This window comes from Neobacillus niacini, assembly GCF_048572935.1.
Lineage (GTDB): Bacteria > Bacillota > Bacilli > Bacillales > Cytobacillaceae > Neobacillus > Neobacillus niacini.
The window spans coordinates 2,016,172-2,038,984 of sequence record NZ_CP183883.1 but is presented as its reverse complement, the minus strand read 5'-3'; the positions used below and the strand labels follow the sequence as shown (position 1 = coordinate 2,038,984).

The 22,813-nt window shown below is 40.1% G+C and carries 22 protein-coding genes; 3 read left to right on the top strand and 19 right to left on the bottom strand.

Annotated elements, in window-relative coordinates; translation table 11 throughout:
• Positions 1-22: 22 nt before the first annotated feature.
• The 8 genes from hisD to hprK form a co-directional block, all read right to left on the bottom strand.
• Positions 23-1,291, bottom strand: a complete 1,269-nt coding sequence (gene hisD, locus ACN6MT_RS09475) for a histidinol dehydrogenase (protein WP_419955691.1) — start codon at positions 1,289-1,291, stop codon at positions 23-25.
• A complete protein-coding gene (hisG, locus tag ACN6MT_RS09470; RefSeq protein WP_063252055.1) occupies positions 1,292-1,930 on the bottom strand; it encodes an ATP phosphoribosyltransferase in 639 nt (212 codons plus the stop codon).
• 1 nt (position 1,931) lies between these two features.
• Complete coding sequence (locus tag ACN6MT_RS09465) at positions 1,932-3,095, bottom strand: ATP phosphoribosyltransferase regulatory subunit (protein WP_419955690.1); 1,164 nt, start codon at positions 3,093-3,095, stop codon at positions 1,932-1,934.
• A 176-nt stretch (positions 3,096-3,271) separates the two neighbouring features.
• Positions 3,272-3,805 carry an acyltransferase gene (locus ACN6MT_RS09460; protein ID WP_063252053.1) on the bottom strand — a complete coding sequence of 178 codons (534 nt, stop codon included), beginning with the start codon at positions 3,803-3,805 and terminating at the stop codon, positions 3,272-3,274.
• 2 nt (positions 3,806-3,807) lie between these two features.
• Complete coding sequence (ppaX, locus tag ACN6MT_RS09455; RefSeq protein ID WP_419955689.1) at positions 3,808-4,455, bottom strand: pyrophosphatase PpaX; 648 nt, start codon at positions 4,453-4,455, stop codon at positions 3,808-3,810.
• The gene (locus ACN6MT_RS09450) at positions 4,445-5,398 is read right to left on the bottom strand and encodes a nucleoside recognition domain-containing protein (RefSeq protein ID WP_419955688.1); all 954 of its coding nucleotides are present in this window, start codon (positions 5,396-5,398) and stop codon (positions 4,445-4,447) included. The genes ppaX and ACN6MT_RS09450 overlap by 11 nt, the downstream gene beginning before the upstream one ends.
• A gap of 19 nt (positions 5,399-5,417) precedes the next feature.
• Entirely contained in the window at positions 5,418-6,248 is an 831-nt protein-coding gene (lgt, locus tag ACN6MT_RS09445; RefSeq protein WP_419955687.1) for a prolipoprotein diacylglyceryl transferase, read from the bottom strand.
• Between the two features lie 21 nt (positions 6,249-6,269).
• Positions 6,270-7,202, bottom strand: coding sequence for an HPr(Ser) kinase/phosphatase (gene hprK, locus ACN6MT_RS09440; protein WP_419955686.1), 933 nt, complete (start codon positions 7,200-7,202; stop codon positions 6,270-6,272).
• Between the two features lie 263 nt (positions 7,203-7,465).
• Between hprK and nagA the strand changes: the two genes are divergently transcribed.
• From nagA to ACN6MT_RS09425, 3 genes are read left to right on the top strand one after another with little or no spacing between them, the layout of a single operon-like run.
• Positions 7,466-8,647, top strand: coding sequence for an N-acetylglucosamine-6-phosphate deacetylase (gene nagA, locus ACN6MT_RS09435; protein ID WP_419955685.1), 1,182 nt, complete (start codon positions 7,466-7,468; stop codon positions 8,645-8,647).
• A gap of 4 nt (positions 8,648-8,651) precedes the next feature.
• Positions 8,652-9,377 carry a glucosamine-6-phosphate deaminase gene (gene nagB / locus ACN6MT_RS09430; RefSeq protein WP_419955684.1) on the top strand — a complete coding sequence of 242 codons (726 nt, stop codon included), beginning with the start codon at positions 8,652-8,654 and terminating at the stop codon, positions 9,375-9,377.
• Positions 9,378-9,400: 23 nt separating this feature from the next.
• A complete protein-coding gene (locus ACN6MT_RS09425; RefSeq protein WP_419955683.1) occupies positions 9,401-10,123 on the top strand; it encodes a GntR family transcriptional regulator in 723 nt (240 codons plus the stop codon).
• Between the two features lie 31 nt (positions 10,124-10,154).
• On the opposite strand, the gene ACN6MT_RS09420 is transcribed toward ACN6MT_RS09425, so the two are convergent.
• The 11 genes from ACN6MT_RS09420 to ACN6MT_RS09370 all read right to left on the bottom strand — a co-directional run bounded on the left by ACN6MT_RS09420 (position 10,155) and on the right by ACN6MT_RS09370 (position 22,673).
• On the bottom strand, positions 10,155-10,514 hold the full coding sequence (locus ACN6MT_RS09420) for a phage holin family protein (protein WP_063252046.1): 360 nt from the start codon (positions 10,512-10,514) through the stop codon (positions 10,155-10,157).
• A gap of 15 nt (positions 10,515-10,529) precedes the next feature.
• A complete protein-coding gene (locus ACN6MT_RS09415; protein ID WP_419955682.1) occupies positions 10,530-11,648 on the bottom strand; it encodes a DUF4097 family beta strand repeat-containing protein in 1,119 nt (372 codons plus the stop codon).
• Positions 11,649-11,680: 32 nt separating this feature from the next.
• Complete coding sequence (locus ACN6MT_RS09410) at positions 11,681-11,998, bottom strand: DUF4870 domain-containing protein (RefSeq protein WP_063252044.1); 318 nt, start codon at positions 11,996-11,998, stop codon at positions 11,681-11,683.
• 139 nt (positions 11,999-12,137) lie between these two features.
• On the bottom strand, positions 12,138-15,014 hold the full coding sequence (uvrA, locus tag ACN6MT_RS09405) for an excinuclease ABC subunit UvrA (protein ID WP_063252043.1): 2,877 nt from the start codon (positions 15,012-15,014) through the stop codon (positions 12,138-12,140).
• 7 nt (positions 15,015-15,021) lie between these two features.
• Positions 15,022-17,001, bottom strand: a complete 1,980-nt coding sequence (gene uvrB, locus ACN6MT_RS09400) for an excinuclease ABC subunit UvrB (RefSeq protein ID WP_419955681.1) — start codon at positions 16,999-17,001, stop codon at positions 15,022-15,024.
• Positions 17,002-17,236: 235 nt separating this feature from the next.
• A complete protein-coding gene (locus tag ACN6MT_RS09395) occupies positions 17,237-17,470 on the bottom strand; it encodes a DUF2198 family protein (RefSeq protein WP_419955680.1) in 234 nt (77 codons plus the stop codon).
• Positions 17,471-17,553: 83 nt separating this feature from the next.
• Positions 17,554-18,495, bottom strand: a complete 942-nt coding sequence (locus ACN6MT_RS09390; RefSeq protein ID WP_419955679.1) for a cation diffusion facilitator family transporter — start codon at positions 18,493-18,495, stop codon at positions 17,554-17,556.
• Between the two features lie 73 nt (positions 18,496-18,568).
• Positions 18,569-18,937: an ArsR/SmtB family transcription factor gene (locus tag ACN6MT_RS09385; protein WP_063252039.1), complete on the bottom strand. Its 369-nt coding sequence runs from the start codon at positions 18,935-18,937 to the stop codon at positions 18,569-18,571.
• 126 nt (positions 18,938-19,063) lie between these two features.
• A complete protein-coding gene (locus ACN6MT_RS09380; protein WP_419955678.1) occupies positions 19,064-19,645 on the bottom strand; it encodes a putative ABC transporter permease in 582 nt (193 codons plus the stop codon).
• 361 nt (positions 19,646-20,006) lie between these two features.
• Complete coding sequence (locus ACN6MT_RS09375) at positions 20,007-21,176, bottom strand: IS256 family transposase (protein WP_419888493.1); 1,170 nt, start codon at positions 21,174-21,176, stop codon at positions 20,007-20,009.
• Between the two features lie 303 nt (positions 21,177-21,479).
• Complete coding sequence (locus ACN6MT_RS09370) at positions 21,480-22,673, bottom strand: PDZ domain-containing protein (protein WP_063252030.1); 1,194 nt, start codon at positions 22,671-22,673, stop codon at positions 21,480-21,482.
• Between the last annotated feature and the right edge of the window lie 140 nt (positions 22,674-22,813).

Below are 22,813 nucleotides of genomic sequence, written 5' to 3'. Positions count from 1 at the left end.
AGGGCCCCCTAGCAAATAATTATTAATTTTTAAGCCTTAATTCAACTGCACGCGCATGGGCTTCAAGACCTTCCATACGAGCGAATTTAGCGATTTTTTCTCCATTCTCTTTTAAAGCTTTTTCACTGTAGATGATCACACTTGATTTCTTTTGAAAATCATCTACATTTAAGGGACTTGAAAATCGAGCAGTCCCATTGGTTGGCAGGACATGATTAGGTCCGGCGAAATAATCACCTACTGGCTCTGAACTAAACCTGCCTATAAAAATAGCACCAGCGTGTCGAATTTTCCCAAGCAGCTCGATACCATTCTCGGTCAAGATTTCAAGGTGTTCCGGCGCTAGCTGATTTACAGTTTCTACCGCTTCCTCAATAGAAGAAGTCACATAAATCACACCAAAATCAGCAATCGACCGGGAGGCAATTTCCTTTCGCGGCAATAAAGCCAGTTGTTTTTCGACTTCGACAGCCACCTCTTCTGCTAATGTGACCGAAGGAGTAACAAGGACACTGCAAGCACGCGGGTCGTGTTCTGCCTGTGATAACAAGTCTGCAGCGACTTCATCCGCCCTGGCAGTGTCATCGGCAATAATGGCTATTTCACTTGGTCCTGCAATCATATCGATATCAACATCGCCAAACACCTCTCGCTTAGCTAATGCCACAAAAATATTGCCTGGTCCAGTAATTTTATCAACAGCTGCGATTGACTCTGTTCCATAGGCTAAGGCACCAATCGCCTGTGCTCCGCCTACTTTATAAATTTCCTTCACTCCAGCTTCTCTTGCAGCAACAAGTACAGCAGCAGGAAGTTTCCCCTCGGTGTTTGGTGGTGAGACCATCACAATTCTGTTAACTCCAGCCACTTTTGCTGGGATGACATTCATAAGTACGGAAGAGGGATAGGCTGCTGTTCCTCCAGGGACATAAACGCCTACAGAATCAAGCGGTGTAATTTTTTGACCGAGCATACTGCCATTTTCTTCTGTGGTCATCCATGAAGGACGCAATTGTTTTTCATGAAAACTTCTAATATTCTCAGCCGCTTCTCGAACAATAGAAATAAACTCAGAATCCACTTTCCCATATGCTTCGTTTATTTCATCTTCAGTAACTACAAATGAATTTAACGTAACTCGGTCGAATTCTTCCGTATAATCGCGTAGCGCTTTGTCGCCTGAGGACCGAATGTCCGAAATAATATTTTTAACTACCGCTAACTGTTCCGTTGTCCCCGATTCAATAGAACGTTTGATCGATACAAGGTCTGTTACTTTTACAATTTTCATCTATTTTACCTCCAAGGAGACAACAGTGCTTAACCTAGTCACTAATTCGTTTATACGTTCGTCTTTAATCCGGTAACTAACAGGATTAACGATGAGCCTGGATGTAACATCTTTAATCCTTTCATATTCAACAAGCCCATTTTCAACCAGCGTTCTCCCGGTCGAAACAATGTCAACGATTCGATCCGCTAATCCAATTAGAGGTGCAAGCTCGATTGAACCATTTAATTTAATGATCTCAACCTGCTCACCTTGTTCGCGGAAATAGGCAGCAGCGACATTAGGATATTTTGTTGCCACTTTTGGCGCCACATCGTTCATCGCTGTTCCAGGCAGGCCGGCAACTGCCAAATAGCAGGCACTGATTTGTAAATCAAGCAATTCGTATACATCTCGTTCTTCTTCCAGTAATACGTCCTTACCAGCAATACCGACATCTGCCACACCATGCTCCACGTATGTAGCGACATCCATAGGCTTTGCCAGGATGAAACGCATGTCTTCTGCCTCAACATCGAGGATTAATTTTCGCGAATCATCGAATTCAGGTGGCAGTGTATAACCTGCTTTACGCAGTAACTCTAAAGCTTCTTCAAAAATTCTTCCTTTTGGCATCGCAATGGTTAATTTTGCATTCATCTTAAGCACCCCCAATTAAAAAGGTGGTATTGGCAAACTTCTTTGTAAAAGCGTCTAGATTCTTCACGCCATTAATGTCTTGCAGAACGGTTTGCTTTCCTTCTGCCTTCATGGTTTCAGCCAATTGAAAGGCTTCCTTTCGACGTTCCTGGCTGAAAAAGATACACTCTACCGTATTGCTGATCTCTTGTGAGCCCATAGCCTCTAAAAGTTTATCGAGTCTAACGGCAAAACCAGTGGCACTGGCTTTTTTTCCAAACTTCTCGATCAAACCGTAACGGCCGCCGTTTCCAATCGGAAATCCGACATTGCCAGCATAGGCCTCAAATAAAATCCCCGAATAATAGCTCATATGGCTGACAATCGTAAAATCAAATTTCACGTAGTCCTCAAGACCATAATCCTTGATCACATCCCACAGTTCCTTGAGCTGGATAAGCGATTCTTTTCCATAGCCATCTTCAACTATATCAAGAGCTTTTCCAATTATCTCCTCGCCGCCTCTTAATTCCAGCAGCTGCAGCAGTCTTTTTTTATCAATGGAGGAAAGTGAATATGAGTTTACTTGTTCACGATAACCTACAAAGTTCTTTTCATATAAAAAGCGTCTGAGTGCATTGGCACGTCCATTCGTTCCTAAGATTTGTTTAAATAATTCTTGTGCAAAGCCAATATGCCCTACTGAAACTTGAAATTGATTCAACCCTGCTTTTTTTAACGAGGAGACGAGCAAAGCGATTACCTCGCCATCGCTTGAAACAGTATCATCATTTATATATTCCACACCAATTTGTTCAAACTCGGCGGGTCTGCCGCCTTCTCGCTGCTGCGCACGGTACACATTTCCGGCATAGGCTAAACGAAGCGGAAGATCATTTTCTAACAGTCGTGAAGCTGCTACCCGAGCAATCGGCGATGTCATATCGGGCCTTAGGACGAGGGTATGCCCGTCTTTATCAAGTAATTTGAAAAGCTCCGAGTCAAGGATCGCGGAGGCTGTTCCAACGGTTTCATAGTATTCTAAAGTAGGTGTGTCAATAAATTGATATCCCCACTGTTTGATGGCGTCTTCCATCAAAGTACGTACACGGTGCTTTTTTTCATAGAGTTCGGGAAGCGTATCTCTCATGCCTAAAGGCTTTTCAAACATAAATAAACGGCTCATTTCAATCATCCTTTATTTTCAGAATCCTTTAGTTCGCTAATATGCTAATAAATTAAAGTTTAACCTTTTGGGAAATTTTCGTCAACTGAAAACTGATAATTCCGAGGGTTTTGTCATGATTCCCCTTTAGTATGTAAAAAAAAGCCAGGTACAACAACCCAGCTTCTATTATTTCCTTATTTATTTTTACTATAAATTGGGTCTTCGGCCCAACGTTTTTCAAGCTCTTCTTTTGAATAGATGACCCGCATAGGATTGCCGCCGACAAATGCACCAGCTGGAACATCTTTATGAACGAGTGTTCCAGCTGAAACGATGGCTCCGTCACCAATCGTTACCCCAGGAAGAATGGTTGAATTCGCACCTATCATCACCTCACTGCCAATATCAACAGGACCAAGACGATATTCTTTAATCAAATATTCATGAGCCAGAATCGTTGTGTTATAGCCAATGACGGTGTTCCGTCCGACACTGATTTTTTCAGGAAACATTACATCGAGCATGACCATTAACGCGAAGGATGTTTGCTCACCGACCTTAAGTCCCAAAAAGGTACGGTAAAGCCAATTTTTCATTCCTAAAAATGGAGTATAACGCGCCAATTGGATGACAATGAAATTCTTGACCACCTTCCAGAAAGGAACGGTTTTATAAACATGCCACAAGGAGTTAGCCCCTTCAACAGGGTAGCGGGTCGTATTCCTCATTTTTAATCCTCGCCAAGAATCGTTAATAAATCCGTCATGTTCTCTAACATGTAATCTGGTTCATATTTTGCCAGGTAATCTCTTCCCTTAATTGTCCAAGAAACACCTGCTGTTTTCGTACCTGCATTTTTCCCGGCAAGCACATCGTGAAAATTATCCCCTACCATTAAAGTTTCTTCTGGCTTTGAATCTAACTTTTCAAGTGCCAAAAAGATTGGTTCGGGGTCTGGCTTCACTTTTTTCACATGATCATAAGCAATCATGACATCAAAAAACGAATCAAGTTTCATCAAGCGAAGCCCTTTAAAGGCTACATCCTCACGTTTCGTCGTGACGATGGCCAGTTTATACCCTTTTTTCTTTAATGTCTCAATGGTTTCCATCACACCGACAAATTCTTTTACAAGTAAATCATGATTAGCTAAATTGTAAGTGCGGTACTCTAAGATCATTTCCTCAACACGCTCAGGGTCCATATTCTCAAAAACCTCATGAAGGGTTGGACCTAAAAATGGGAGGACATCTTCTCGCTGATACTTACCTGGATAATATTTTTCAAGTGTGTGTAAATAAGTAGAAATAATTAGCTCATTCGTATCGATTAACGTTCCATCTAAATCAAATAAAATGGTAGTAATATTATTTTTCATATGTTGGTTCTGCTCCCTTTCTGCTCATGATGCCTGACCGTTTCCATATGAATCCAACGATCAAAGTTAAGATAATGGCTACACCCAGCCGGATTAAAAAGAGCGGCCAGACCGGAATACCCAGCGGAATAAAGATAAGCGTATCCTCCACTACCGCGTGGCAGGACATCAGAAAAAGAAAAGCGAGTGTTATATCCTTTTTACTCACTCCATCTTCCTCCACTGCCTGGATAACAACTCCTGCACCATAGGCAAGCCCAAACAATAAGCCTGCCGCCATAGTAGTAGAGGTATTTTCATGCATTCCAAGACTCCTAGTAATCGGTGACATTCCTTGCGAAAATTTCTTCAGCCATTGCAAATCCTTTAAGATTTGAATGACAATCATTAACGGGAGGACAATCATTGCTAACTGTAGAATCCCAAGTCCCGCTTTTTCAATCGCTGCCAGTATGATTGCACCAATCCCTGAAACCTGTTCCTCACTGTTTGCTTGGATAAGACCGTATTGAGCTGTCTCACTACCTCCGTGCCAAACCAGGTTTATAACGATTGCAGAGCTAAAAGCAAGTCCCAGCCGCGTAACCAGGACAAGCCAAAGCTTAATACCTACCTTCAGGGCAACGCCTGATTCAACAATTAAATTATGAGAAAATGAGAGCATAACAGCTAAAATAAAAACTTCCTTCACCGTTAAATCAAGTGTTAAAATCGCCCCAATGGCAGCATAGAGGTTTAGGAAATTCCCCAAAACTAGTGGAATTGCCGCATCGCCTGACAATCCTATCAGCTTCATCATCGGCTCAATTAATTTCATCACCCATGGTAAAACAGGTGTATACTGCAGCACTGCTACAATAAGGGTTACTGGAAAAATAATCTTCCCCAAGGTCCATGTTGTCTTTATACCCACCCGAAAACCCTTTTTAATCGAGTTAATCATTTCTCCAAAATCTCCTTCTTTAATGCGTTAATGCTTGATTATTTTTGTCTAAGTATCTGTCTTCGGCTAGATTCTTTTTTCTGCGGTAAATCAGGATGAGCACGGCAGCCAGAATCAATGCGATAGAAATGGTTTGTGCCATTCGAAGACCTCCAAGCATTAAACTATCTGTTCGTAAGCCTTCTATAAAGAAACGGCCAATAGAATACCAAATCACATATGATAGGAATAGCTCACCACGGCGCAGATTCACACGTCGAAGTAATAGTAGAAGAATAAAGCCTGCGATATTCCAAATGGATTCATATAAAAATGTTGGATGATAGTAAGCGCCATTTATATACATTTGATTAATAATAAACTCAGGCAGCTGGAGGTTTTCGAGGAAAGTTCTAGTCACTTCTCCTCCGTGCGCTTCCTGATTCATAAAGTTCCCCCACCGGCCGATGGCTTGACCTAAAATAATACTAGGTGCTGCAATATCGGCAATTTTCCAAAAAGAAATTCCGCGCTTTTTAGCAAAAACATACGTTGTTATGACAGAGCCAATTAACGCTCCATGGATCGCAATTCCGCCATTCCAAATTTGGATGATTTGACTTGGGTGCTGAGAATAATAGCCCCATTCAAAAATAACGTAATATATTCGTGCAGAAAGGATGGCAATTGGGATCGCCCAAAGCATTAAATCGGCAAACGTATCCTTTGGGAGACCTCTCTTATCTCCTTCCCGGATTGCTAGAAACAGTGCCAATGCAAGGCCGCAGCCAATAATAAGGCCATACCAATGCACTTGAATCGGTCCTAAGCTGAATGCAATCGGATCGAGCTGCTGAATAGTTGATTCCATACGATTTCTCCTTTTTGTAAATTATTCCTCGTGGTCTCCGTCTTCAATGACATCGGATAAACGTTCTGTAAATTGCTGAGCTGCATTGACTCCCATTCTTTTTAGGCGATAATTCATTGCAGCTACTTCGATAATAACAGCCAGGTTTCGCCCTGGACGAACGGGAACGGTGATTTTCGTAATTTCTGTATCAATAATTTTCATCTTTTCTTCATCTAAGCCAAGGCGGTCATATTGCTTAGCTGCTTCCCAGATTTCAAGGTTAATGACTAGTGTAATACGTTTATTGCTGCGTACAGCACCCGCGCCAAAAAGAGTCATGACATTAATAATCCCTAGTCCGCGAATTTCTAATAAATGCTCAATTAAATCTGGTGAGGTACCAACTAGCGTATCTTGGTCTTCTTGACGAATTTCAACACAATCATCCGCCACAAGCCGGTGCCCGCGTTTAACAAGCTCCAATGCAGTTTCACTTTTACCAACTCCGCTTTTTCCAGTAATTAAGACACCAATTCCATAGATATCGACTAACACTCCATGAACGGCTGTTGTTGGTGCGAGTTTACTTTCTAAAAAGTTCGTAAGACGACTTGAAAAACGAGTTGTTTTCATGTTTGAACGCAGTACTGGAACAGATTCACGCTCAGAGGCTTCAATGAGTTCTTGGGGTATATCCAAACCTCTAGTAACGACAATCGCAGGTGTGATGTCTGTACATAAACGCTCCATCCTTGATATACGTTCATTTTCTGGCAGTTCTGCAAAGAAGGAAAGCTCTGTTTTTCCTATTAGTTGAATTCGTTCTGCGGGGTAATATTCAAAGTACCCTGCTATTTCAATTCCAGGTCTCGAAATATCACTTGTCGTAATCGGACGATTAATTCCCTCTTCACCGCTAATCAATTCCAGTTGGAATCTTTCATAAATATCCTTCGTACGTACCTTTGGCAAAAGTTTTCCTCCTTATCCGAAAAGCTAAAATCACGCTTGGCGCAACAGCTTTACAGTTAACATGATAAAAATTTAATATAATTTCTTCTTATTTTAGCACTATTTAATTTATTTTCATAACCAAATAGAAGGCTATTCATTTTCATATATTCTTTTTTTATCGGAAAAATAAATAATAGTACGTTACACAACTGGTATAGACAACTATTCCACTTGGGGCTATAATAAACCCATAGAGGTCATACTTTGAAATGGAGATGAAGATGTTGAGCCTACTATTAATGGTTCATGGTAAAGCAGTACTAGAAAATGAAGTGGCAGAATCTATCTATGTTTTTATAGAAAATGGAAAAATTCAAGAAATCGGTCCTATTAACTCACTTCCCTCACATCTAAAAAAAGTTGAGAAAATAGAAATACCTGAGGACAAAAGTGTGGTCCCAGGCTTTATAGATGTGCATATTCATGGTGCTGCAGGTGCCGATACGATGGATGCGACAATCGATGCGTTACAAACAATGGCTAAAGCACTCCCTGCTGAAGGCACCACCAGCTTTTTAGCGACAACTATTACCCAAAAACATGAAAATATCGAAAACGCCTTAAAAAATGCGGCACACTATCGTAAAGGTCATAATCACTCAGGTATCGCGGATGTCCTTGGTGTTCATTTAGAGGGACCATTTATTAATAAAAAACGTGCAGGCGCACAGCCAATGGAATACATTATTGATCCAGATATTGAGCTATTTCAGAAATGGCAGCAACTTGCAGACGGCAGCATTAAATTGGTAACCGTAGCTCCTGAATTAGAGAATGGGACAAACTTTGTCCGCTATTTAAACGAAACTGGTGTGATTGCTTCTATCGGACACTCGGATGCGATTTATGAGGAAATGGAAAAAGCCGTTCAAGCGGGTGCCAAACAAGTCACACACATGTTTAATGGCATGCGAGGGATACACCACCGTGAACCAGGAGTCGCCGGGTCTGCTCTTATTTTTAAAGAACTAATGGTTGAACTGATTGCAGACGGAATTCATGTACGCCCTGAAGTAATGAAGCTTATTATCAATGCTAAAGGTACAGATGGGATGATATTGATAACAGACGCTATGAGGGCTAAATGCCTTAAAAACGGGGTCTATGATCTTGGCGGTCAAGATGTATCCGTCGCAGATGGAAAAGCACTTCTTGCTGACGGTACCCTAGCTGGCAGTATTTTAAAAATGAACGATTCTATCAAAAACATTCTGGAAGCAGCAGATATTACACTAACAGAGGCTGTTCAAATGGCCAGTATGAATCCTGCTAAACAATTAAACGTTTATGATCGAAAAGGCAGTATTTCGGTTGGAAAAGATGCGGATATCCTCATCTTATCGAATGAGTATCAAGTTGAAATGACCTTCTGTCGAGGGGAAATAGCATATAAAAAGGGGTAATGACGTGAGATTAATTCGTACAGAAAATTATGCAGAAATGAGCTTAGAGGCTGGAAAAATTATTGTAGAAAAAATACGCACTAACCCAAGCCTAACGTTAGGTTTGGCAACCGGGAGCACACCAAAAGGTCTTTATGATTATTTAATCCAGGACCACGAGCAGAACGGGACCACTTATAAACAGGTTAAATCTGTCAATCTAGATGAATATATCGGACTGCAAACACAGAATCCTAACAGTTACCACTATTTCATGAGACAAAATTTGTTTAATCATTTGGATATCAGTGAAAATCATACACATATTCCAAATGGTTCTGCTCGTGATTTAGAACAAGAATGCCTTCGTTATGAACAGCTAATTAGAGAGCTTGGAGGGGTTGACCTCCAAATTTTAGGGATTGGACAAAATGGACATATAGGTTTTAATGAACCAGGTACATCCTTTTCCAGCCGGACACATATCGTCACATTGGCTGAAAATACGAGAGAGGCAAATTCTAGATTTTTCAACTCTCTTGAAGAAGTCCCTACACATGCTATAACGATGGGCATTGCTTCTATACTAGGAAGCAAGGAAATTCTACTGCTAGTATCAGGCGAAAAAAAGGCTGAAGCATTACTCAAGTTCATGAATGGAGAAATAAGCGAAGATTTCCCGGCTTCTGCCTTAAAGCACCATGAAAATGTCACTGTTATCGCAGATAGAGATGCGTTAAAATATATCTAGTACTTTTCACAAGGAGTGTTTAGATGATAAATAAAAATTCACCGGTTCCCATCTATCATCAACTAGAAGAGTACATTAAACAACAAATCGAGAATGGTATTTTACTGGAAGAGGCTGTCATTCCTTCGGAAAGGGAATTTGCAGAAAAGTTTCAAATAAGTCGCATGACTGTCAGACAAGCTATCAACAATTTAGTCTCGGAAGGTTATCTAACAAGACAAAAAGGCAGAGGAACATTTGTAAATAAGAAAAAGGTGGAACAAGAACTCCAGGGAATGACAAGTTTTACTGAGGATATGCTATCAAGGGGAATGAGCCCAAGCAGCACTCTTTTATCTTTTCAAATTATTCCAGCTGATAAAAAAACAGCTCTTGACCTTAGAATAAATGAAAATGACTCTGTTTATAAAATTAAGCGGATCCGTTTAGCCGATGGCACCCCAATGGCACTGGAAACGGCCTATATTCCAGTTTCGCTTGTTCCCGGGCTGACAGAGGAAAACAGTAATCTATCTCTATATCAATACATCGAAGAACATCTCTCTCTCTCGATTAGTGAAGCGAGGCAAGAAATTGAAGCTTCTATTGCAAGTAGTCATGACGCCGAAACACTGGGCATTACTCTTGGTGATCCAATCCTCTTAATTGAGCGAATATCTTATTTACAAAATGAGGTTCCTTTTGAGTTGGTTAAATCTACTTTTAGGGCCGACCGGTATCGCTTTGTTCATACGATGAAACGGTAAAGAAGCAAATGGCCCTGCCATTTGCTTCTTTTTATTTCTCTTTGGAGGATTTAAGTATGGTTTTATTCAGTACGAGCGTGACTATCGACATGATCACCGCGGCCAGCAGCGCCATTCCAAATCCAGCGATTTCAAACGAATCACCCATTAAGTAATCAGTTATTTCGAGGGTGATCGCATTAATGACAAACAGAAAAAATCCCAATGTTAAAACTGTTGCCGGTAAGGTTAAAATAACTAGAATTGGGCGGACGATAATATTGATAATCGAAAGTAAGAAGCTTGCACTAATGGCAGCTGCAAAGCCTTCAAGAACAAAACTCTCAGAAAAATAGCCCGCTATCGCCATGAACAATACTGCATTTATTAAGATACCAATCAACCATTTCATTTCTCAAGTCTCCTATTAATTGTTTACCTCATCGGATTTATGAAGAGTTATCGATCCAGTTTTTGTATCGACAAATATCTTTAACATGCGGTCAGGATGGTTAACGGATTGAAAACGCAGCATTTTCTGAATCATTTCACTCTTTTCCTCAAGAACCTGAATTCCGTCTAGTTTAATATTGAAGCCGCCAAGATTTGTTTTTAACTCACCGCTGGCAGCAACTCCATCAGGAATGAACAAATCAACCCCGCCCGTAGTTGCTTTAGCCGCAATAAGTTCACACCGATTTCCGGTTAGGTTATAGGTCGTATTCCCATTTAATGTCTGTGTTTCGACCTTTCTAAAATCGCCATCCAGCTTAATTGCACCGTTTATCGTCTCTACCTCTAGATGATCAATCGCGCTCGTTTGTAATGTAATATGGCCATTGGCTGTTTCGACTTCGGCTTTTTTTCCATTTAAGCGTGATAGTTCAATTTTTCCGTTGGCCGTTTTCATACGAAGATCACTAATCGTTAATTCTTCTCCTGAAATGGGACCATTAAACATCCTAACGCGAACCCGTTCATATTCTGCCTGTGGAACATAAACTACCGCATCTACCTTCATCCATTTTTGCTGTGTCATGAACCGCAGCTTTTGACCATCTATCGCAAACATAACATCTTTTAAAAAGTTTTCCCGGGCTTGGTCGGCGTTTTCTACACGGTACACTTTTGCCTGACACTCAATCCTGACATCGTTTTGGTCCCAAGGAACAAGTTTAATGGATCCATTGGCGAGATCAATATCCATTTCACGTAAGTATACATCGCCCTGATGAAAGATGTGTGAAATTTCCACAGACTGACCGAAATTTAAATCAAAATCAAAATCCTTAATTTTTTTCAAAGCTGTGTCGACAAAATCAAAAATCTTTTCCTTTGTAGAATGACCTTTGCCTTGCGACCACTCTTCCTTTTTTGCCTCTTCAAATTTAAATGAAGTTGAAATCTCTTGAGCCATTTGTTCCTGCTTTTTCTCCATCGTTTGACCATCTTTTTCAAGCTCTTCTAATAACGTTAAAGCTTCGTCAACATTCAGCTTTCTTTCTTCCACCATTTTTAGAATCCTTTTACGTTCATCCTTCATCATAAACCACCCCAATAAATATATTCTATAAAATCCTATTCCATCATCAGAGCTTTTACGCCTTTTATCACATTCCAGATAGTGACAATTAGACTAATGAGAACCATTATTCCGGCTGTAACGAGTGTAAAAACAGGAATTCCTTCATTGTTAATGGTATTTAAATCACTAAATAGAGCGAATAGTAGCAGCGGTACTGGAATCAGTGGAATTAAGTGAGATACGAATGCTTTTTTCGCATGACTCTTTGTTACACCATCCCCAGATGCAAACATGACAACAAGTGGAAAAAGAATCCCTGCAAAGAAAATACTAAAGTAACATAATCCTGAAAGAACTTTTCTTGTATCCATCCTTCATCACTCCCCTTACTCGATATTTACGTCTGGGGAATGTGAAAGTTTCGTTTACCTGCAAAAAATATTCCTAAAAATGGGAGGAATAAATCCGTAAAACATGAATGATTGTTAAAAAAAGCTAAAACTCAAAGTTTTAGCTCTTTCCGATTGCTTCTTTTTCCTGTATTTGTTCCTTCATTCGCTGTCGGTCACGCTCTAGAATTGGTTTTAAGTATCTACCAGTATAAGATTCAGGCACCTCAGCGACCTTTTCTGGTGTTCCTGTAGCGACAATTGTACCACCTTTGTCTCCACCTTCTGGACCGAGGTCAATGATATAATCAGTTGCTTTAATCACATCTAAATTGTGCTCAATAACAAGTACGGTATCACCATTTTCAACGAGACGCTGAAGGACAACCAATAACCTAGAAATATCGTCGACATGTAGTCCTGTTGTCGGTTCGTCCAAAATGTAAAAAGATTTACCGTTTGAACGTTTATGGAGCTCCGAAGCCAGCTTTACACGCTGTGCTTCCCCTCCGGATAGAGTTGTAGCCGGCTGGCCCAGTGTAATGTAACCTAAACCAACGTCTTTAATCGTTTGCAGTTTTCTACTGATTTTAGGAACATTCTCAAAAAATTCTACTGCAGCTTCGACAGTCATATCAAGAATTTCAGAGATATTCTTTCCTTTATACTTCACTTCCAGTGTTTCACGATTATAACGTCTGCCTTGGCATACTTCACATGGTACATAAACGTCAGGCAGAAAATGCATTTCGATTTTAATAATTCCATCGCCTCGGCAAGCTTCGCACCGTCCGCCCTTCACATTAAAGCTAAAGCGTCCTTTTTTATAGCCGCGGACCTTCGCTTCGTTCGTTGTCGCAAACAAATCACGGATATCATCAAATACTCCCGTGTACGTTGCTGGGTTAGAACGAGGTGTTCTGCCAATTGGAGATTGGTCAATGTCGATTACCTTATCTAAATGCTCCATACCCAAGATATCCTTATGCTCACCCGGCTTCGTTTTAGCGCGGTTAAGCTTTTGTGATAGCGTTTTAAGGAGAATCTCATTGATTAATGTACTTTTCCCAGATCCTGAAACACCCGTCACAGCGATAAACATCCCGAGAGGAATCTTGACATTAACATTTCGCAAATTGTTCTCGGCAGCACCCTTTATCTCGATATATCTTCCATCTGCCTTACGACGATCAATTGGCAGTGGAATAAACTTTTTACCCGATAGATACTGGCCGGTTAACGAATTAGGGTCCTCCATTACTTCTCTTGGTGAACCAGCAGAAATGATTTGCCCGCCGTGCACCCCAGCGCCTGGTCCGATATCAATTAAATAATCTGCGGCAAGCATGGTGTCCTCATCGTGTTCAACAACAATCAGAGTGTTACCGATATCCCGCATGTTTTGAAGTGTCCCGATTAATCGGTCATTATCACGCTGATGAAGTCCGATTGAAGGTTCATCTAAAATATATAGAACTCCTGTCAACTTAGACCCGATCTGGGTTGCCAGGCGAATCCGTTGTGCTTCTCCGCCGGAGAGTGTCCCAGCGGCACGTCCTAGACTCAAGTAATCAAGTCCTACATTCATAAGGAAGCCGAGACGCTCGTTTATTTCGTTTAAAATCAGCTTGGCTATTTGGTGTTCTTTCTCAGTTAAAGTCAGTTCACCAAAGAAGTGGTGTGCTTCTTCTATTGATAACCCTGTTACATGTGAAATATGGCGCCCAGAAATCAGCACGGCTAAGGTTTCTCTCTTTAACCGATGACCTTTACAGACTTGGCATGGCTGCTCCCCCATATATTTCTCCATTTGCTCCCGAATCCAATCAGAGCTGGTTTCTTTATAACGGCGTTCTACATTCCGTATGACACCCTCAAATTCGATATGACCTTCCCGTGTCTGGCCAAAATCATTTTCATAGCGGAAATAGATTTTGTCCCCATTGGAGCCATAAAGGACTTTATCGATGAGATGTTTAGGAATATCTTTAAACGGCATGTCCATATCAATGCCATAATGATTGCAAACTGCTTCAAGCAGCTGCGGATAATATTGCGAGCTAGTTGGCTCCCATGGAGCAATGGCATGCTGTTTCAATGTAAGTTCTTTATTCGGAATAACAAGGTCTACATCTACCTCTAGCTTTGAACCAAGACCATCACACTCTGTACATGCACCAAAAGGGCTATTGAACGAAAACATTCGCGGTTCTAATTCACCGATTGAAAAACCACAATGTGGACAGGCATGGTTTTCACTGAAAAGAAGTTCCTCTTCCCCAATTACATCAACAATTACTTTTCCTTCTCCAAGCCGTAAGGCGGTTTCAAGAGAGTCAGCAATCCTCGCAGTAATCCCTTCTTTCACGACAATACGATCGATGACTACTTCAATAGAATGCTTTTTGTTCTTATCTAGAACAATTTCATCGCCAAGGTCGAGCATTTCACCGTTGACACGGACACGAACGAATCCTTGTTTTTTTATATCTTCCAAAACTTTAACATGCATTCCTTTTCGTCCCGAAACGACTGGTGCAAGAATTTGCATTTTTGTCCGCTCAGGATACTCCATGATTCGGTCTACCATTTGTTCAATTGTTTGTGAAGAGATTTCGATATGATGGATTGGACAAGTTGGTCTGCCTACGCGGGCAAAAAGTAATCGCAAATAATCATAAATTTCCGTCACCGTCCCTACTGTTGAACGGGGGTTCCGGCTTGTTGTTTTCTGATCGATTGAAATCGCCGGAGATAATCCTTCTATGGAATCAACATCAGGCTTATCCATCTGGCCTAAGAATTGTCTTGCATATGCCGACAGTGATTCTACGTAGCGGCGCTGCCCTTCTGCGTAAATCGTATCAAAAGCAAGTGAGGACTTTCCAGAACCAGAAAGTCCCGTTAAAACAACAAGCTTATCTCTCGGAATGGTGACATCTATATTTTTTAAGTTATGGGCTCTGGCGCCTTTAACAATCAATTTATCCATCGCCATGGTTACGTCATCCTTCCGCTTTTAACTCTAATAATAAATCACGAAGCTCAGCAGCACGTTCAAAGTTAAGCGCCTTTGCTTCTTCTTTCATTTCTTTTTCCATAGTGGCAATCAGCTTGTCTCTTTCTTTCTTCGACATTTTCCCGAAAGATGCTGCTGGTTTGTAATCTTCCTGCTCTTCGGCAGCATGTGTCGCACGAATAGCCTCGCGAATTCCCTTTTGAATCGTCATAGGCGTAATACCGTGCTTTTTATTGTATTCTTCTTGAATTTTACGGCGCTCTCTTGTTACGTTTATCGCTATTTCCATCGAATTTGTCATTTTATCCGCATACAAAATGACATGCCCATTGGCATTACGGGCTGCACGGCCGATGGTTTGAATTAATGAACGCTCTGAACGAAGAAAGCCTTCTTTATCAGCATCGAGGATCGTAATAAGCGAGACCTCTGGGATATCCAGTCCTTCTCTGAGCAGGTTAATCCCGACAAGGACATCATACTTGCCAAGCCGCAGCTCACGAATAATTTCAATCCGCTCAAGTGTTTTTACTTCTGAATGTAAATACTGGACTTTAATTCCTATCTCTTTTAAATAGTCCGTTAAGTCCTCAGACATTTTCTTTGTCAGCGTCGTAATAAGCACCCGTTCATTTTTCTTGATTCGCTCCTGGATTTCACCAATGAGGTCATCTATTTGCCCTTCAATTGGACGTACCTCGATGGTTGGATCTAGTAATCCAGTTGGACGGATGATTTGTTGAATCATTTCCGGGGTATGCTCAAGCTCAAATGGACCCGGGGTTGCCGAGACAAAGATGGCATTGTGAATATGTTTCTCAAATTCATCAAAAGTCAAAGGCCGGTTATCCAGTGCTGATGGCAGACGAAAGCCGTGGTCAACAAGCACCTGTTTCCGAGCCCTATCACCATTGAACATACCCCTTACTTGCGGCAAGGTAACATGTGATTCATCCACGACCAAAAGAAAATCTTCCGGAAAATAATCGAGAAGCGTATACGGTGTGGAACCTGCAGGTCTCAATGTCAGATGACGTGAGTAGTTTTCAATCCCTGAACAAAAGCCCATCTCACGCATCATTTCAAGATCATAACGTGTTCTTTGTTCGATGCGCTGTGCTTCAAGCAATTTATTATCTTCACGAAGCTCTTCTAGGCGTTCTTCAAGTTCTTTTTCAATGTTCTCGATGGCGACTCTCATTTTTTCTTCTCTAGTAACGAAGTGGGAGGCAGGGAAGATAGCGATATGTTCACGTTCCCCGATAATTTCCCCCGTTAAGGCATCAACCTCACGAATTCGATCTACTTCATCTCCAAAAAATTCTACACGAACACAATGTTCATCGCGTGACACAGGGAATATTTCTACTACATCCCCCCGAACTCGGAACGTACCACGTTTAAAATCAATATCATTTCTTTCATACTGAATATCGACCAAACGGTGTAACAGCTGGTTACGCTCAATCTCCATCCCCGTCCTTAGTGACAGCACCATTTCCCGGTATTCTTCAGGTGAACCGAGACCATATATACATGATACACTGGCGATGATGATCACATCTTTCCGCTCAAATAAGGCGGATGTTGCGGAGTGCCGAAGTTTATCAATTTCATCATTAATACTTGCGTCTTTTTCAATAAATGTATCTGTCGATGGCACATAAGCTTCTGGTTGAAAGTAATCGTAGTAGCTAACAAAATACTCAACTGCATTATTTGGGAAAAATTCCTTAAACTCACTATATAACTGACCGGCTAACGTTTTATTATGTGCGATAACGAGTGTCGGCTTATTTACTTCTTTTATGACGTTTGAAACAGTAAACGTCTTACCTGTTCCAGTAGCACCAAGTAATGTCTGATAGCGTTTGTTATCCTTTATTCCTTGAACTAACTGTCGAATTGCCTCAGGCTGATCGCCTTGAGGTGAGTATTTTGAAACCAATTCAAATTGATCTTTCACTGATTTTCCTCCCGATAAAAAATCATCTTCTAGCAAGAAAAACGTGCAAGTTGACCGGGATGGTGCTAGAAAATGTATCCTGAAATTCTAATAGTATCATTCTAACACAATTCCTCCAAAACAAACCACTAATATGCGAACGAACATTCGATTTTCCCTATAGAATTTTTATTTTATCTGCAAAAAGCAAAAAAGCCTGTCAATATATTGACAGACTTACCACTAAGATGAATGATTATGTCCTTGTAAAAACTCGTGTTTTCATTTTCGCAGCCAGCCAGAACCCAGCTGTAAGTGAAAAAGCATCGACCACAATGAGCGGGAATGTATTCGTATAGCCTTTATAAACAGAAGCAGCAATGAGTCCAACGGTTAAGGCAAGGGCAATGAGCCGGTTGTATGTGACTCGGGTAAATAGCAATACGAGTAAACCAGGCAATATAAGTGCAGATACATATTCAATAGCCAATGGGTCCACCTCATTCAAACATTTCTGTTACTATATTTTAGAAATTAATTCACAAAATTGCAACAAAAAATATATTTACTTTTCTAGTTACATGTCCCATGTGGGCTGGGGCAGCCAACTTCAGCCTTTTCAACTTGAATCGTACTATGCTCAATATGAAATTCATCATGGAGAATTTTTTGTGACTTAGCAAGTATTTCGTCATGGATTGCTCCATCTAAAATGGTAATATGGCAGCTCAATACTGGATATCCGGAAGTAATTGTCCAAATGTGTAAATCATGGACTTCCTTTACCAATGGGATTTTACTAAGTGCATCTTTGACCTGTTGGATATCAATTTGTGTCGGTGCACCCTCCATTAGGATATGGAAGGAATCTCTTGTAACACGGAAACCACTTATAATAATTAATACGGCTACAATGACACTGGCTATTGGATCGGCAATCGTCCAGCCAAAAAACATAATCAGCAAAGCTGCTACAATCGCACCGACAGATCCCAGCATATCTCCCAGCACGTGTAAAAAGGCACTACGTACATTGAGATTATCGTCCTTGTCACCACTCATTAAGATCCATGCAGCGATAATATTTACCACTAATCCGGTTATGGAAATCATTAACATTCCTGTACTTTGAACCTCAGGAGGAGCAAAGAAACGATTAAATGCTTCATAAAATATATATAAGGAAATGATAATGAGAGTTAATCCATTTAGTGCCGCAGCAATAATTTCAAAGCGCTTGTATCCATATGTTTTTTCCTGTGAAACCTGTTTTTCCCCAAGCTTAATGGCGAAAAAGCTGAGACCTAACGCAGCTGCGTCACCTAGCATATGTCCAGCGTCAGATAATAAAGCCAAGCTGTTGGTTAAAATTCCCCCTATGACTTCTACCACCATAAAGGCGGCAATCAAAATAAATGAACTTAATAATGCTTTTTTATTACTTGTATGTGAATGACTGTGTCCATGACCATGTGAGTGCCCATGAGAATGTCCATGGTGGTGATGATGTCCCATAAATATCTCTCCCAACTAAAGTTGTCTATTAGTTTTTTTCTTATCTTTTTTCTGTGATACGTTTTTCAATCAATTAGTCTCGACCTGCCACTTCGTGTTGATGTTCGAAGGCAATGTGAATAAGCTGTTTCACATGATTATCATCAAGAGAATAATAGACTAGCTTTCCTTCTTTCCGATATTTGGCAAGTCCGAGGCTTTTTAAGTGACGCAAATGATGGGAGGCTGTTGCTGTTGTAGCACCGACAATATTAGCCACATCACATACACATAGTTCATCTTCAAGTGTGAGCGCGTAGGCAATTTTCATTCGCGTTTCGTCAGACAACGCTTTAAATATCTTGGTTACCTCAAAAATATTGCTTTTTTCAACTAGGGGCTGCAGTTTTGTGGTTTTATGATCATCAATGCAAGTTACCTCGCAAATATCTCGTTCCTTCACTTCATCACCTCATACATTCAAATCTTTATTTGATTATATGATATTCAAATAAAGATTTGAATGTCAAACATTAATAATTTTTTTCAAAAAAAAACTCCTTCATTTATGTAAAGGAGTTTGGACTATTTATTGAATTGGATTAGGCGATTCTGCTTCATCGATCAATTGGGCAGAGTGTCTGCGAATAGACAAAGCCAATTCAGCAATAAAATATAAAATAATCGCTGGCCATATCCATGTCCACCACATTTCTACGGCTCCAAAAAGAGAAATAATGACAGGATGGACCCACTTTAAACAGGCGAAGGATAGCAGAATCCAGCATAGAGAAAATGGCAGACAAATATGTCCGTGTATTTGCATGGGCATATTCGAATAGTCCCACCATTGACGTCGAAAAAACTTTTGAAGTAAAGCCCCACTTATATACTCTATCAAGGTTGGAATGAAAAAACATAGCAAAAGGACAATGCCCCAATTTGTTTCAGGACCTATTAAATACACCAAGATGACAGGGGCAAAACCATACATCGGCTTAAAGGGTCCATAAAAAAAATTTGGTTTTAAAAATTTATGTTTCGTAAAGTAATTATAGCTATTTTCTAACAGCCATCCAAACAATGAATATATTGAGAAATAAAATACAATGGCAGAGACTGCCTCAAAGTTAAAAGTTGTAGGAGTGTAAAAATCTAAGAAACTAATCATATGGCTACACCACCTTTCTTGGATATGAACTTCCCACTTTTAGGTTTAGCTAGGAAACCTTCAAATATACGAAATAAGGCAATTAGAATCCTTTTTTAGATAGGCTCTGTTATTTTTCATTGTTGATTTTCGTGAAGGGGTGAGAATTCATAGGCGGAGAATTTCCGACTATTATCTATAGAGGAACCTTAGGATGCAGATATAAGTGGAGATAATCCGGTTAACTAGTCAAGTCCTAGATTTTGTGTAAATTAATTTACTCATGATTACAATGTTTAATAGCTATTATGAATTTTGATGGTTTGGGAAGGGGGTACCCCCTTCCAAAACCATCAAAATTTCGCGCGCTTCGCTCCTACTCCTACTTTTTCCCTATCATAGATGGTTTCTTTGCTTGTTCATCGGCAATATCCATTAGTACAGCTCCTATTAATCGGAACGCTGATTGTGTATTTGGAAAGATCCGTATGACTTTTTCCCTTCTCCTAACTTCTTGATTCAATCGTTCCAAGGAATTAGTGCTACGTATATGATGATGATATTTAGTAGGTTCATTCAAATATTGAATGGCATCTTCGAAGCCTTCTTCTAATGTATTTATTGCGTTTTCTAGTTTTGGATTTTCCTCATATTTCTCCATAAACTCGTCCTTAAGTTTCCTAGCATCTTCAATTTTTACTACATTAAATATCCCTTTTAATGCCGCTTTTACCTCGTCCATATCTTTTTTTGGTAATTGATTAAAGATATTTCTTTTAAAATGTACAGTGCAGCGCTGCCAGGTTGTTCCCACAAACTCTGTGCCAATTGCCTTTTTTAAGCCCTTATGTGCATCTGATATGATTAATCTTGGTGATTGAAGACCACGTGATTGTAAGTGTTGAAAAAATCTTTGCCAAGCCTCATAGCTTTCAGAGTGGTCTACTTTCAACCCCAGGATTTCTCGCTCATTTTTTTCATTAATGGCAGTTGCGATATAAACAGCCTTAGATACCACTCGGTTATGTTCCCTCACTTTAATGTACATGGCATCTGCAAAGATGTAGGGATAATACATCGTATTAATTGGCCTATTAGCCCATTTATTTACAATCGGGTCAAGTTTCTCTGTTAGAGAGGAAACAAGTGATTTTGAAAAACTTTCCCCACATAACTGTTGTACAATATTCTTTACTTTTCGGGTAGATACACCATTCACTACCATTTCTAACATAGAAAGGACAAGTGCTTGGTCACATCGGGCATACCTTTCAAATACGGATGGAGAAAAATCCCCGTTACGTGTACGAGGTACCCTTAGGGTGATTCTTCCAATACTCATAATGAGATCTCTTTCATAATAACCATTCCGGTAGTCGCGTCGGTCAGTAGAACGCTCGTAAGCTCTAGCGTTTAAATGCTTATCTCTTTCATCTTCCATAACTGAATTTAGAACCAGGACAACAGACGCTTTAACAACTGCATCGATATCAGATTTCATAATACAATCTTTTAAATCCTCAATATTTAGGTTAAACTGAAACTGGGTCAAATTAATTCCTCCTCATTGTTTTCGTCGCTGATAACATTGTAGCCATGAGGAACTAATTTGACTCATTTTGTTTTTACACAATTATACGGACTTAATCGGTTAACTGCTTTAAATAAGACAAATTCCAAGGATTTGGATACATTAAGCGGAAAAACTCCGCCTAAAATAGCCGAAATATGGGTATTTCCCTAGTTAAACGGATATTCTCCGCTTATTTTCCAAACACAGTGAAATCAACATTCAGTTTTAACAGAGCCTTTAGATAAAAAAAAGCCAAAGGAAAATTTCCTTTGGCTTCGTTCTTTATCCTATTTTTTCATCATATTTTTTCTGATCTTGTACAAAAAGAACACCTAACTCGTAATGATCACCTTCATACAAAGCGCGTTGAACGAAACGAATCTCGCCATTTATATCTAATACCTCTAGCTTACAATGGGCTCGATTTTTTTGCAGTGCTTCATAAAAAATTTGTTCATCACGGATCGTAACACCATTTACTTTTGAAATTATTTCTCCTACTTGAATTCCCATTTTATCAGCAGGTGATTCGGGAATGACCCCGATAATCATTAAGCCTTTGTTTTTCTTAGAAAAATAAAATGGTAAATTGTCATCCTTCAATCGCTGCATTAACGAAATGAGTTCACGGCTAATTATCGCTAAGGCTGCCACTACAATCGAGATTAGCGGATACCAATAACCGATAACAGACAAGATTAATGTTAGGATACCCAATGTTATTACTTTACGACCATGCAGCTGAATCGATTGTTTTGGGAGCATACCTTGGATTTGCTGGCTGAAACCGACAGCAAACGGAACAAGGAGCAGCGAGTAGGACTCCGCACCAATCTGAAAAACAGGCCACCACTCGAATGGCAGCGTCAAAACATCCCCTGGGATTAATAGAAACACGGGCAGCATCCAGAGTCGTTTCACTTCATGAGCACCAACATTCTGCCCTCGCCTGCTTTTTACAAGTTTGGGAGAGGATCCTTCACTTGCATTTCTAGTAATAAGAATCCCTTCAGATATTAATAAGAGTGCTAACAAGATCACTACAGAAGGGTAAACCTTCTCGTCAATACCTTGAAATGCACCTTTAAAGAATGAAACATTCCAGCCATATTCAGCAAATAAAATAACTCCGAAAAAAGCCGCACCCACGGTGTAGACTGGCGACATTAACCGAATATTAGTTGTTAAACTCCATAATAGCGTAAAGACGGCGATCAGAAGGATGGCTGCAAATGGAACGCTAAGACCAGCGGTAATTGTGACTATGGATAGCACAAGACCCAAAATTAAACCTAATGGGAACAACTGTCGAAGTTCAAAATAAGCATCAAAGGTTCTGGTATGGAAATTTTTTCGCTCTCGTTTTACCCTTGAAACTCCCAGAATTCCAGAAAGGAAAATGAGATAGTAAAAAACAGGATGAAGGAAGAGTTTTCCTGTTCCCTTTAACAGCTCAAGAAGCCATAATTGCACCAAATTTTGCCACCTGCCTCTATCATAAATTCTATCAATCTAGTTCTATTGATTATTTTACCAAAATAGTGGGATAAAACCTATTGCTAGTTTCTTGAAAAAATAAAAAAGTGTCGAAATATCTAGTAAAAAGGATGCACATC

What these genes read in the sequence shown, in the direction of transcription:
- nagA (WP_419955685.1), top strand. Translation starts at nt 7,466, where the DNA reads ATGTTGAGCCTACTATTAATGGTTCATGGTAAAGCAGTACTAGAAAAT.
- lgt (WP_419955687.1), bottom strand. Translation starts at nt 6,248, where the DNA reads ATGGAATCAACTATTCAGCAGCTCGATCCGATTGCATTCAGCTTAGGA.
- ACN6MT_RS09425 (WP_419955683.1), top strand. Translation starts at nt 9,401, where the DNA reads ATGATAAATAAAAATTCACCGGTTCCCATCTATCATCAACTAGAAGAG.
- ACN6MT_RS09390 (WP_419955679.1), bottom strand. Translation starts at nt 18,495, where the DNA reads ATGGGACATCATCACCACCATGGACATTCTCATGGGCACTCACATGGT.
- ACN6MT_RS09420 (WP_063252046.1), bottom strand. Translation starts at nt 10,514, where the DNA reads ATGAAATGGTTGATTGGTATCTTAATAAATGCAGTATTGTTCATGGCG.
- hisG (WP_063252055.1), bottom strand. Translation starts at nt 1,930, where the DNA reads ATGAATGCAAAATTAACCATTGCGATGCCAAAAGGAAGAATTTTTGAA.
- ppaX (WP_419955689.1), bottom strand. Translation starts at nt 4,455, where the DNA reads ATGAAAAATAATATTACTACCATTTTATTTGATTTAGATGGAACGTTA.
- ACN6MT_RS09450 (WP_419955688.1), bottom strand. Translation starts at nt 5,398, where the DNA reads ATGATTAACTCGATTAAAAAGGGTTTTCGGGTGGGTATAAAGACAACA.
- hisD (WP_419955691.1), bottom strand. Translation starts at nt 1,291, where the DNA reads ATGAAAATTGTAAAAGTAACAGACCTTGTATCGATCAAACGTTCTATT.
- ACN6MT_RS09460 (WP_063252053.1), bottom strand. Translation starts at nt 3,805, where the DNA reads ATGAGGAATACGACCCGCTACCCTGTTGAAGGGGCTAACTCCTTGTGG.
- ACN6MT_RS09380 (WP_419955678.1), bottom strand. Translation starts at nt 19,645, where the DNA reads ATGATTAGTTTCTTAGATTTTTACACTCCTACAACTTTTAACTTTGAG.
- ACN6MT_RS09410 (WP_063252044.1), bottom strand. Translation starts at nt 11,998, where the DNA reads ATGGATACAAGAAAAGTTCTTTCAGGATTATGTTACTTTAGTATTTTC.
- ACN6MT_RS09415 (WP_419955682.1), bottom strand. Translation starts at nt 11,648, where the DNA reads ATGATGAAGGATGAACGTAAAAGGATTCTAAAAATGGTGGAAGAAAGA.
- uvrA (WP_063252043.1), bottom strand. Translation starts at nt 15,014, where the DNA reads ATGGCGATGGATAAATTGATTGTTAAAGGCGCCAGAGCCCATAACTTA.
- ACN6MT_RS09465 (WP_419955690.1), bottom strand. Translation starts at nt 3,095, where the DNA reads ATGAGCCGTTTATTTATGTTTGAAAAGCCTTTAGGCATGAGAGATACG.